10 protein-coding genes are annotated in these 12,442 nt (G+C 45.7%); 7 read left to right on the plus strand and 3 right to left on the minus strand.

Annotation, left to right across the window (positions count from 1 at the left end):
• Nucleotides 1-10: 10 nt before the first annotated feature.
• Entirely contained in the window at nucleotides 11-895 is an 885-nt protein-coding gene (locus MMA19_RS24785; protein ID WP_006073014.1) for an acyltransferase, read from the minus strand.
• Between the two features lie 199 nt (nucleotides 896-1,094).
• On the opposite strand from MMA19_RS24785, the gene MMA19_RS24790 reads away from it, so the two are divergent.
• On the plus strand, nucleotides 1,095-2,081 hold the full coding sequence (locus MMA19_RS24790) for a DUF2860 domain-containing protein (protein WP_006073015.1): 987 nt from the start codon (nucleotides 1,095-1,097) through the stop codon (nucleotides 2,079-2,081).
• 143 nt (nucleotides 2,082-2,224) lie between these two features.
• Nucleotides 2,225-3,199: a DUF2860 family protein gene (locus MMA19_RS24795; RefSeq protein WP_240207552.1), complete on the plus strand. Its 975-nt coding sequence runs from the start codon at nucleotides 2,225-2,227 to the stop codon at nucleotides 3,197-3,199.
• Here the strand turns inward: MMA19_RS24795 and MMA19_RS24800 are convergent.
• Nucleotides 3,196-4,719: a YifB family Mg chelatase-like AAA ATPase gene (locus tag MMA19_RS24800; protein ID WP_240207554.1), complete on the minus strand. Its 1,524-nt coding sequence runs from the start codon at nucleotides 4,717-4,719 to the stop codon at nucleotides 3,196-3,198. The two genes, MMA19_RS24795 and MMA19_RS24800, sit on opposite strands and share 4 nt — an antisense overlap.
• A 483-nt stretch (nucleotides 4,720-5,202) precedes the next feature.
• On the opposite strand from MMA19_RS24800, the gene ilvG reads away from it, so the two are divergent.
• The 5 genes from ilvG to ilvA are packed head-to-tail and all read left to right on the plus strand — an operon-like array spanning nucleotide 5,203 to nucleotide 11,496.
• The gene (gene ilvG / locus MMA19_RS24805) at nucleotides 5,203-6,849 is read left to right on the plus strand and encodes an acetolactate synthase 2 catalytic subunit (protein WP_240207556.1); all 1,647 of its coding nucleotides are present in this window, start codon (nucleotides 5,203-5,205) and stop codon (nucleotides 6,847-6,849) included.
• Nucleotides 6,849-7,130, plus strand: a complete 282-nt coding sequence (ilvM, locus tag MMA19_RS24810) for an acetolactate synthase 2 small subunit (RefSeq protein ID WP_006073039.1) — start codon at nucleotides 6,849-6,851, stop codon at nucleotides 7,128-7,130. The genes ilvG and ilvM overlap by 1 nt, the downstream gene beginning before the upstream one ends.
• A gap of 14 nt (nucleotides 7,131-7,144) precedes the next feature.
• The gene (locus tag MMA19_RS24815) at nucleotides 7,145-8,098 is read left to right on the plus strand and encodes a branched-chain amino acid transaminase (protein ID WP_006073040.1); all 954 of its coding nucleotides are present in this window, start codon (nucleotides 7,145-7,147) and stop codon (nucleotides 8,096-8,098) included.
• 12 nt (nucleotides 8,099-8,110) lie between these two features.
• Entirely contained in the window at nucleotides 8,111-9,952 is a 1,842-nt protein-coding gene (gene ilvD / locus MMA19_RS24820) for a dihydroxy-acid dehydratase (protein WP_240207558.1), read from the plus strand.
• Nucleotides 9,953-9,957: 5 nt separating this feature from the next.
• A complete protein-coding gene (gene ilvA / locus MMA19_RS24825; protein ID WP_240207559.1) occupies nucleotides 9,958-11,496 on the plus strand; it encodes a threonine ammonia-lyase, biosynthetic in 1,539 nt (512 codons plus the stop codon).
• Between the two features lie 31 nt (nucleotides 11,497-11,527).
• Here the strand turns inward: ilvA and punR are convergent, their stop codons facing one another.
• Complete coding sequence (gene punR / locus MMA19_RS24830; protein ID WP_088876462.1) at nucleotides 11,528-12,427, minus strand: DNA-binding transcriptional activator PunR; 900 nt, start codon at nucleotides 12,425-12,427, stop codon at nucleotides 11,528-11,530.
• Nucleotides 12,428-12,442 lie beyond the last annotated feature (15 nt).

The following is a 12,442-nucleotide window of genomic DNA, read 5'->3' on the forward strand; positions in this document are numbered from 1 at the left end:
CTCGGTTTTTTTATTTGGTGTGGATATCATCGAGTACTTGGTCCTTGTCCTTCCAAACCTCACCTAACCACTTTTGGAACTCTCGCTTGTAAGGCTTATCGTTGAAGTAATCACCCAGAATTTTCTCATCTACAGGCAAAATACGAACCTTTACAACGATTTTTTTCATATCACCCTTTAATACAGCTTTAAAAGGCTCATCCGTATTTTCCGGATACGCCAGAGTGACATCAATAATATTCTCAAACTGGTCACCCATCGCAGCCAATGTATAAGCAATGCCACCGGATTTAGGTTGTAATAGATAGTTGTAACCCGCGCTACTTTTCTTCTGCTTATCGGCAGTAAAGCGCGTTCCTTCTACATAATTCACCACTGTCGTTGGGGTATCTTTAAACTTTGCACATGAACGGCGAGTCGTCGCGAGATCTTGTCCTCGCTTTTCTGGGTGACGAAGCAAATACTCACGTGAATAACGCTTCATAAACGGCATATCTAGCGCCCAACAAGCCATGCCGACAAAAGGGACATACAAAAGCTGTTGTTTCAGAAAAAACTTAGGCATTGGAATGCGATCTTTAAACACGCTGCAGAGCACAACAATGTCAGTCCAGCTTAGGTGGTTACTGATCATCAAATACCAACCATCTTTTCGCAGTGATTCTAGCCCTTCAATGTCCCATACCACCTTGGGATTGACCAAATGAAGAATACCGTGATTCACCGTCGCCCATAACCACATAAAGCGATTAGCTAAAGACGTACACAATCGCTGTAGAGACTTGATCGGAATTAGAAATTTGATCAATCCAAACCCAAGTATAGGAATCGAACAAAATGCCGTATTAATGATGACCAGAGAGGCACTAATAATAAAAAGTAGGTATCCAAGCATAACCAACTATCTATGATTCGTTTGTGACAATTTTATGGCGGTTAATTGTACAAGGCGTACTGCCTTGTGCAATGATTTTATCATTGGTCTGATTTGTGTTGTAACTCAAAAAAAACGAGCTTATTCTGAACTAATAACATAGCATAAACATATAATTACAATCGTTACCAAAATAATCAGAACATGATAAGGATCAGTTATGAAACAGGCATGGAGTGTCTTGGCAGTGTCCCTTGGTCTTGTCTCGCAGGTAGCAGTGGCTAAGTTGGGAGAAAGCAATGGTTTTAGCGGTGAAATTGCATTAAACGCGGCTTACGCAAGCAAAACATCGAATCTTACTAATACCGACGATGAATTTCGCAACTACACTGGTAGTCAACAAGAAGACAGCGGCGCATTATTACTTCCCCTCGGTAGTCTTCAATATACCTTTGGAGCGCAATCAAACCATCAATTGTTTTTAGGTACATCACGAGCCGATATTGCCGTTGGTACGGTAGCACTTGAGGCGGGTTACAAATACCTATTTCGCGATAAAACCAAAGTGAGTGTTTCTTTCTTGCCAACCATTCTAGAGGGTGAAGTCTGGCAAGATCCCTATACGACAGATACTCGCAATACTACCAAAGAAAAAGGCAACGCGTATCGTCTACAACTAGACAATATTGCCGGATCGTTATTCAGCTTGGACCTTGCCTATGGCAAACGTGAACTGGATGAGGAGCGCTCTGGTACAGGAGTACCTGCCTTATCTCCACAGGAAGCACAACTCCTAAGTCGTAACGCTGATATCCTCTATGGTAAGTTCAAAATGATGCTACCTGTGAGCCAACAAGTATTACTCTATCCCGCTCTGATTTACACCCAGCAGGATGCGGATGGCAATGCGATGAAACACAATACTTATGGTGCAGAGTTATCCTCTTTCATGTCGTTTGGAAATCACAAATTAGCACTGACGTTAGGCTATTTAAAACGTGATTATGATGCAGCAAATCCAATCTATGACAAAACTCGTGGCGATGATGAATGGAAGGCTTTCCTAGCGTATGAGTATCCGGGAATTTTCTACTCCGATAACTTATCGCTTGTTGCCTTTGCCGGTGCGACTAATAGCGATTCCAACATCGACTTCTACGATGAAAAAGACTGGATCACCGCAGTTGGCCTAAACTGGAAATTCTAATAGGTCATAGGCACACCCATTACCTTCCGTTATAGGTGGCTTAGCGAAGCATTTTGCTAAGCCATTTTTTATCGCTACAGTACCCGCCAAGTTTATAAGGAAATAACCTCTTTACACACAACCTACTGATTTATGGATATGTCATGGCTATTCGATACTTCTTGCTTTCGCTTATAGCATTTACTGCGACCTACAGCTCTCTATCTCTCGCTTCACTAGCTCAGAGTAAAGGCTTTAGTGGTGAAATATCAATCAGCAATACACTGGTAGGAGAAAAATCCAATTTGGTGGCCAGTACCGATCCTAAAATCAGTGCCTCTCAAGAAGCATACGATGAGTTTTGGATGCCATTAGGTGTAGTCAATTACACTTTTGGATCGCAACGCAATAAACAATGGTTCATTGGAACTTCCCGTAACGATATTGCCGTCGGAACCTTTGTATTAGAAGGCGGTTATAGACAACAACAAAACGATGGTTCTATATGGAGTATTTCTTACTTACCGACCGTCCTCGGAGAACCGATTTGGAACAATCCATACGTCGGCGCCGAACAACTGCAAGCAGCGGAAGCAACAGGCGATGCTTATCGTTTTCAAATGGAGAACATCGCAGGCTCACTGTTTACCCTAGATTTGGCATACGGTGCCCGAGTTGTTGATGAAGAGCTTTCGGCAAAAAACCTTAATCTTGACTCAGATTATGATAGGAATAGCCATCTCTACTATGCGAAAGGCTCCTACACGTTAGCGGTTAATAATCACTGGCTGTTGTTTCCATCGGTGATTTATGTGGTTGATGATGCTAAAGGTCAAGCCGTCAGAAACCAAGGGGCTGGCAGTGAACTTACTGCCCTATTCACCTACCAGCAACACAGCATTGCCGCGACCATGAGTTATATGAATCATGAATATCGTGGCGAGAATGTCATTTTCGATCAGAATCATCGTATCGATGAAAAATACAGTGCATTTCTGGCTTATGAATACCTCTCTTTATGGAATGTTGATGCATTATCTTTAATATCCCTATCAGGATACAACGCGACAGATTCTTCCATCGCCTTTTATGAGTCCGCCGATTGGATAACCTCCGTCGGTATGAACTTCGCCTTCTAAACCGCTTGCGCGGTCAATTGTTTTAGCAGCCTATCCATAGCGCGATATCCTAACGCTTCAGCTAAATGTTCTCTTTGAATATCATTCTCACCTCCAAGATCAGCTATAGTACGTGCTACTTTGATAATTCGATGATAGGCGCGAACAGAGAGCCCTAAACGGTGTAGAGCATTCTCAAGAAACTCTGCATCTGTTTTCTTTAAGCGACAATGGTCCTCGATTTCACCGCAGTGAAGGAGTGCATTCACCTTACCATTGCGACTTAACATCACATCACGCGCTCGATGAACACGCTGACGCACGACTTGAGTTGACTCCCCTCGCTCTCCCCCTTCAGACAATGTGCCTTTGGGCAATGAAGGTATTTCAATCGACATATCAAATCGGTCGAGCAAAGGCCCTGACAATCGACTAAGGTAGCGTAGAATTAGCTGAGGATTGGTACGTGACTGATTGCCTTCATAGTACCCAGTAGGACTCGGGTTCAATGCGCCGACGAGTTGGAATCGAGCTGGAAAGCGGGTTTTCCCCTGAGCTCGGGAGATAATAATTTCGCCTGACTCAAGCGGCTCTCGAAGTGAGTCCAAGACTTTTCTTTCAAATTCGGGCATTTCGTCGAGGAATAGTAATCCATTATGTGCCAGAGAAATTTCTCCTGGTCTTGGTATCGAACCTCCGCCAACTAATGCAGCCATAGAACTCGAATGATGAGGGGCACGAAAAGGCCGCGTTTTCCAATTGTCTTCATTGATTTCTTGCTGCGTCAACGACGCGACCGAGGCAGTTTCCATCGCTTCTTGTTCGCTCATTTCAGGTAATAGGTCGCAAAGCCGTGAGGCCAACATGGTTTTTCCGGTTCCAGGAGGACCGAGAAAGAGTAGGTTGTGATTTCCGGCTGCGGCAATCTCTAAAGCTCGCTTTCCCTGTTGTTGGCCGATGATATCCTGTAAATCGCGTGTTTTCGGCACCATCTTTATCTGTTTAGTGTCGGTATATAGGGATAAAGCTTGTTGGCCCATCAAATACGCACAGACATCGAGTAGACCTGATGCTGATTTATGGTGCTCTCGGCCAACCAACGCCGCCTGATTACCATTGCCTTCTGGCACCACTAAGCATCGACGGCTTTTGTTAGCGGCGAGTGCAGCAGGTAAAACACCTTTGACGACTCTTAGCTCTCCAGAAAGCGCTAGCTCGCCAACAAATTCATGTGAGAGTAGCTTATCGTGAGGTAACTGATCAGACGCCGCCAAAATACCTAACGCAATAGGAAGATCAAATCGCCCCCCCTCTTTAGGCAGATCCGCAGGAGCGAGATTCACCGTGATTCTCTTCGCCGGAAACTCAAATCGTGAATTGATGATGGCACTACGTACTCGATCTTTAGATTCCTTAACTGTCGTCTCTGGAAGTCCTACCAGTGTAAAACCGGGCATACCATTACTGATGTGGACTTCAACCGTAACCAAAGGTGCTTCAACACCAACGCTCGCTCGACTATAAATAATCGATAATCCCATGAAATCCCTTTTTCCTTCCAATTTCTCTCACTTAGATGGTTAAAAGTCAGAGTTTTATATATACCCCATGTTATACAGCCATATTTAATGCTGAGTAAATGTGAAAAAAGTATGATTTTTTGCTTGTCAGGTAACAGAAATTTGTGATACCACTAGTGACGCAAACATTTTCGTTAGAAACAACACAACGATTTAGAAACAAGATAATGACTTTTAACGCTCACTCTCACACTCTGATTAGCCTGATTATTGTGGTCCTGATTGGTACCGCACGGGGGCATGTGGGCGGAAAATAACCACGAGATTCAAAAAACCCCCGCACTGAAAAGTCCGGGGGTTTTTTTACAAACTCAAAATATAAATTTGATAGTGATCACTCATAGAAACCCTCTCGGTGGATATGACAGGAAGAAATGGAGCACACAATGTGCAATCGAACGACAAACAGTCACGACAGCAAGCGTGACACCCAAGGAGGCTATAATGACAGGTGCTGAATTAGTTGTAGCCGCATTGAGACAGCAAGGCATTGAAACAGTATTTGGCTATCCTGGTGGAGCCATCATGCCAATCTACGATGCTCTGTATGATGGTGGTGTAGAACATATCCTCTGCCGACACGAACAAGGCGCTGCAATGGCAGCCATCGGACTGGCAAGAGCCACCAAAGACGTTGCTGTTTGTATGGCCACCTCCGGCCCCGGCGCCACCAATCTCGTAACCGGCCTCGCCGACGCTTTTCTCGATTCGATCCCTCTCGTAGCTATCACTGGTCAAGTTGCCAGCTCCCATATCGGTACTGATGCATTCCAAGAAATGGATGTGATTGGTATGTCTCTCTCATGCACGAAACATAGCTATCTGGTCACGGATATTGAAGAGTTAGCTCCAATTCTTGCCGAGGCATTTGAAGTTGCTAAAACAGGCAGACCTGGCCCTGTTATTGTCGATATTGCTAAAGATGTCCAACTTGCTAATGCTCCGGTTGATGTCCTTCCCCCGTTTACGCCACCAGCGATCCCTGTTGCTTCGTCAGAGCAAGTCCAGTTAGCACAGCAACTGCTTGATCAAAGCTCTCGCCCAGTTTTGTATGTAGGTGGTGGTGTGCAACTTGCCGATGCCACAGAATCTGTACGTGAGTTTTTACGCCTCAACCCTATGCCAAGTGTCAGCACACTAAAAGGCTTGGGTACTATTGAGAGACATGACCCACACTACTTGGGAATGTTGGGCATGCACGGTACCAAGGCCGCAAACTTAGTCGTTCAAGAATGTGACCTTTTAATCGTGGTTGGTGCTCGTTTTGATGACCGCGTGACCGGAAAACTGGATACCTTTGCTCCTCATGCAAAAGTGATTCATATCGATATTGATGCTGCGGAATTTAACAAGCTCAGACAAGCTCATGCTGCATTACGTGGTGACATAAACGTCATCTTGCCACAGCTTGAACTGTCAAAAGATATTGCTCCTTGGGTACATCACAGCGAAAGCTTACGCAGTGGTTTTAAATGGCGCTATGACCATCCAGGAAATTTAATTTTTGCTCCACTGCTCCTTAAACAGCTATCAGACATGATGCCTGAGTCTTCGATTATCTCAACGGACGTTGGTCAACACCAAATGTGGGCAGCACAACATATCCAGCCTAGATTGCCTGAGAACTTTATTACTTCGGCTGGTCTCGGCACTATGGGCTTTGGTCTACCAGCAGCAATGGGAGCAGCAGTCGGTCGCCCTGACGACCAATCGATTCTTATTACTGGTGACGGTTCATTCATGATGAATGTTCAAGAACTAGGCACACTGAAGCGCCGTCAAATACCCGTCAAAATTGTGCTGTTAAATAACCAACGTCTTGGTATGGTTAGACAGTGGCAATCACTGTTTTTTGATGGTCGACACAGCGAAACGATTTTGGATGATAACCCTGACTTTGTCATGCTTGCTAAAGCATTCGATATCCCAGGTAAAACCATTACTCGTAAAGAAGAAGTTGAGCCTGCTCTCAAAGAAATGCTAGAGAGCAAGACCTCGTACATGCTTCACGTGTTGATAGATGAAGAAGAAAATGTATGGCCTTTGGTTCCGCCAGGCGCCTCGAATAGTGACATGTTGGAGAATACCTAATGGACAGATACTTATTAGACATCAAAGCCGATGACAAACCTGTCTTGCTAGAGCGCGTATTACGCGTTATTCGCCACCGTGGCTTTATCATTAAACAAGTGGCTGCAACACAAAACCATGAAAGTAAGATTGCCAGTGTTGAGATCATTGTTGATAGCGATCGCCCTATCACGACCTTGATCAATCAGATTGAGAAGCTTTGGGATATTCGTACCATCGAGGTGACAGAGCTTAAACACAACGAACTGACCAATCACAACCTACAAGAACAAAGTGCATAAGGAAGGAATGCTAAATGGCTAAAAGTACAGCAGATTTTATTTGGTTTAATGGTGAGATGGTTCCATGGGCTGAAGCGAACGTTCACGTCTTAACTCACGCAATGCATTATGGTACTTCTGTTTTTGAAGGGGTTCGTTGTTATAACACACCTAACGGCCCTGTGGTTTTCCGTCACCCTGAGCACGCCAAGCGCCTTAAAGATTCCGCTAAGATTTATCGCTTCCCAATTCCTTACACAGAGGAAGAAATCATGGAAGCAACCCGTGAGACACTACGCCAAAATAAGCTTGAATCCGCTTATATTCGTCCATTAGGTTTTGTCGGTAACGTTGGTCTAGGTGTTTGCCCTCCAGAAGGCACGCAAATGGAGCTCATCATTGCTGCTTTCCCTTGGGGTTCTTACCTAGGTGAAGAAGCACTAGCAAACGGTGTAGACGCAATGATATCAAGTTGGAACCGCGCCGCGCCAAATACCATTCCAACTGCAGCAAAAGCTGGTGGTAACTATCTTTCTTCATTGCTTGTTGGCGGTGAAGCACGTCGTCACGGTTATGACGAAGGTATTGCTCTCAGTGTCGATGGTTATCTATCAGAAGGCGCTGGTGAGAACATTTTCGTAGTCAAAGATGGCGTCATCACGACACCACCAGCAACCAGCGCGATCCTACCAGGTATCACTCGCGACTCAATAATGACGATTGCGAAAGATATGGGCTACGACGTTCGTGAAGCTAACATTGCTCGTGAAGCACTTTACCTAGCAGACGAAGTATTTATGACCGGTACCGCTGCTGAAATCGTTCCGGTACGCAGCATTGATAAAATCGATGTTGGTACAGGTAAACGCGGTCCAATTACCAAAGTTATGCAAGATGCGTATTTTGGCCTATTCAATGGCACCACTGAAGATAAGTGGGGCTGGCTAGATTACGTATACCCAGAACAGAAACCAGCATCAGCAAAATAAGGAAGAAGTACAATGCCTAAATACAGATCAGCCACCACAACTCATGGTCGCAACATGGCTGGTGCTCGTGCACTTTGGCGTGCAACTGGAGTCAAAGAAGAAGATTTCGGTAAGCCAATTATTGCTGTTGTAAACTCGTTTACTCAATTTGTACCGGGACACGTTCACCTTAAAGACCTTGGCCAACTAGTCGCCAAAGAAATTGAAGAAGCGGGCGGTATTGCCAAAGAATTCAATACCATTGCTGTTGATGATGGCATCGCAATGGGTCACGGCGGTATGTTGTACTCACTGCCTTCACGTGAGCTCATTGCCGACTCTGTAGAGTATATGGTCAACGCTCACTGTGCAGACGCCATGGTGTGTATCTCCAACTGCGATAAGATCACTCCGGGAATGCTGATGGCTTCAATGCGCCTAAATATTCCAGTGATCTTCGTTTCTGGTGGCCCAATGGAGGCTGGTAAAACCAAACTTTCTGATCAGATCATCAAACTCGATCTGGTTGATGCCATGATCCAAGGTGCCGATCCTACGGTTTCTGACGAACAAAGCGAGCAAGTTGAACGTTCAGCATGTCCAACTTGTGGTTCTTGCTCGGGCATGTTCACTGCTAACTCGATGAACTGTTTAACAGAAGCTTTAGGTCTTTCTCAACCAGGTAATGGTTCACTACTTGCGACTCACGCAGACCGTGAGGTGCTATTCAAAAATGCTGGTAAACGTATCGTTGACCTAACTAAGCGCTACTACGAACAAGATGACGCGACAGCCCTTCCACGCAACATCGCCACCAAAGATGCTTTTGAGAACGCGATGGCGCTTGATATCGCTATGGGGGGCTCAACCAATACAGTGCTTCACCTATTAGCAGCCGCTCAAGAAGGTGAAGTGGATTTCGATATGGAAGATATCGACCAAATGTCTCGCCGCGTCCCTAACCTGTGTAAAGTGGCACCTTCCACACCTAAGTATCACATGGAAGATGTACACCGTGCTGGTGGGGTTATCGGTATTCTGGGTGAACTAAATCGTGCAGGCTTGCTTAATAGCCAAACTAAGACTGTTCTTGGCCTTACGATGGAAGAACAACTCAATCAATACGACATCATGTTGACGGATTCCGAGGAAATTAAGTCGTTCTACCGCGCAGGTCCTGCTGGTATTCGCACCACTCAAGCATTCTCTCAAGATTGTCGCTGGGATACCTTAGATGATGATCGTGAGAATGGCTGTATTCGCACAAAAGACAACGCCTATAGCCAAGATGGTGGTCTCGCAGTGCTGAAAGGTAATATTGCTCTAGATGGCTGTATTGTTAAAACAGCAGGTGTAGATGAAGGCAGCCTGGTATTCCAAGGCCCTGCTGTTGTTTTTGAAAGCCAAGAAGATGCGGTTGATGGCATTTTGGGTGGCAAAGTAAAAGCAGGCGACGTTGTAGTTATTCGCTACGAAGGGCCAAAAGGCGGCCCGGGTATGCAAGAAATGTTGTACCCAACCACATACCTAAAATCGATGGGCCTAGGTAAAGAGTGTGCACTTCTTACTGATGGTCGATTCTCTGGCGGTACTTCTGGCCTATCTATCGGTCACGCCTCTCCGGAAGCGGCAAATGGCGGTACTATTGGCCTTGTCAAAGACGGCGACACTATTAGCATTGATATCCCGTCACGCAGCATCACATTGGATGTCGCTGAATCTGAGCTTGCTACTCGACGCGCAGAGCAAGACAAGTTGGGCTGGAAACCTGCTACTCGCGAACGTACGGTCTCTTTAGCACTTAAAGCTTACGCTAACCTTGCAACCAGTGCAGACAAAGGTGCGGTGCGCGATAAGTCTAAACTAGAGGGCTAACAACAATGAGTGCAGCAGATAATCATCCTGAGTCTGGCGCAGATTATCTGCGCCAGATACTCAGAGCACCGGTTTATGAAGTGGCGACCGTAACGCCACTTCAAGAAATGCCAAGATTGGCAGCACGCATCGGCAACCAGGTTCAAATCAAGCGTGAAGATCGCCAGCCTGTACACTCGTTCAAGTTGCGCGGCGCCTACAACATGGTGGCCAATCTAACTGACGAGCAAAAACGTGCAGGTGTGATTGCCGCCTCAGCGGGTAACCATGCTCAAGGCATGGCACTATCTGGCACGAAACTGGGCATCAATACCACCATTGTGATGCCTAAAACCACCCCTGATATCAAGGTTGAAGCGGTTCGTGGCTTTGGTGGTAACGTCGTTCTGCATGGTAGCAATTTTGATGAAGCTAAAGCCGAAGCACAGCGTCTGTCAGAAGAACATGGCTACACCTTTGTGCCGCCTTTCGATCATCCATTGGTGATTGCAGGGCAAGGCACCATTGGTATGGAAATGCTGCAGCAAAATGGTCACCTCGACTATATTTTCGTTCCTGTTGGCGGTGGTGGTCTAGCTGCGGGTGTTGCGGTCTTGGTCAAACAACTGATGCCTGAAATAAAAGTCATTGCTGTTGAACCGGAAGATTCTGCCTGTCTTAAAGCTGCGATGGATGCTGGAGAGCCTGTAGTACTCGATCAGGTCAGTATGTTTGCAGACGGTGTTGCGGTTAAAATCATTGGTAATGAAACCTTCCGACTGTGCCAGAAATATATTGATGGCCACATTTCGGTTTCTAGCGATGAAATCTGTGCCGCAGTGAAAGACATCTTTGAAGATACTCGCGCTATTGCCGAGCCATCAGGTGCACTGGCACTTGCTGGTCTGAAAAAGTTTGCTGAGCAAAATCACTTGCAAGGTAAGCAGCTAGGCACAGTGCTTTCGGGTGCTAATACCAATTTCCACGGCTTACGTTATGTCTCTGAACGTTGTGAACTCGGTGAAAAACGTGAAGGTATACTAGCGGTGACCATTCCAGAGCGCCAAGGCGCCTTCTTCGAGTTCTGCAATATTATTGGTGGCCGAGCGGTTACTGAGTTTAACTACCGATACAACGATGACAAATTAGCCAACATTTTCGTCGGTGTGCGTCTCGTAGGTGGTCAAGAAGAATTGGATGGCATCATTAGTGATCTCAGAGCAAGTGGCTACCCTGTGGTTGACCTCTCTGATGATGAAATGGCAAAACTGCACATTCGCTATATGATTGGTGGCAGACCGTCAAAACAGCTTAAAGAACGCCTATATAGTTTTGAATTCCCAGAGTATCCAGGAGCGCTACTTAAGTTCTTAAGCACGTTAGGGACACATTGGAATATCAGCTTATTCAATTATCGTAACCAAGGCGCAGATTACGGTCGAGTTTTATGTGGTTTTGAATTAGAAGACAGTGATTTGAATGAGTTCTCGGCTCATCTGAGAGAACTGGGCTACCAGTGCAAAGACGAGACCGATAATCCATCTTATAAGTTCTTTTTATCTTAATCAGAAAATGGGAAGTGGCTGCTTCCCATTTTTATTTTAACCAATCGCGATACAGCTGAGCTTCATCCCCTAAGTACTCTACCATCCAATCCAATAGATTATGATTATCGTGCTTTCTCCACACCAAGCAACACTCACTTGGTGCTTGAGCATCTTCGAGAGTTCGCTCCACCAGCATGCCGTAGTCGATAAGTGGCTGAGCAATGTGCCTAGGCATGTAACCAATGCCTACGTTCTTTTTCAAACACTCGATGGCAGTAAACCAATTGGGTAGCAATAAGCGCCGCTGTTGCGGGTAGTGCTCATTGTGACGCTTAGGTAATACTCGCGACGTGTCATCAATGCAAATGGCGGTAAATTGACTGACAAAATCTTCATCCAGTTGCGCCTGATGAGCACATGGATGCGAGGGCGACATAACCAAAGCCCAGTCTAGGCTGCCTATTTTCTTAACGCCATATTCACCACTGACAGGAATCGCACTCGTCGCGCCAATCACAATGTCCGCTCGTTGCTGGGAAATAGCTTCCCAAGAGCCGTTATAGACCTCCATATTGATCTGCAGCTCAGCAAACTCAAACTCTTGATAGAAATCTTCAATCAGATCAGACAGCTTATCTACTCTAACCACATTATCTAAGGTCAGCTTTAAGCTACTTTGCCACCCCAGAGCTGTACGTCGTGTCTGGTGAGTAAGTTCATCCATTTTGCGCAGCATTTGCCGAGCTTCCACCATGAAGACTTCACCGGCCGAGGTTAACTCAACCTTTCTTGGTAGCCGAGTAAACAGTTTTACCCCGAGTTCTTGTTCAATTTGTCGCACACTGTAGCTAATCGCTGAGGGTACTTTATGCAACACCTCAGCAGCAGCGCTAAAGCTTCCTAATCGAGCAACCACGTCTAGCATTTCTAATGATGAGCGAGAATACATACTTTAGCTTTCAAA

It is taken from the genome of Vibrio sp. CyArs1 (assembly GCF_022432925.1).
In the GTDB taxonomy this organism is placed as follows: Bacteria; Pseudomonadota; Gammaproteobacteria; order Enterobacterales; family Vibrionaceae; genus Vibrio; species Vibrio mediterranei.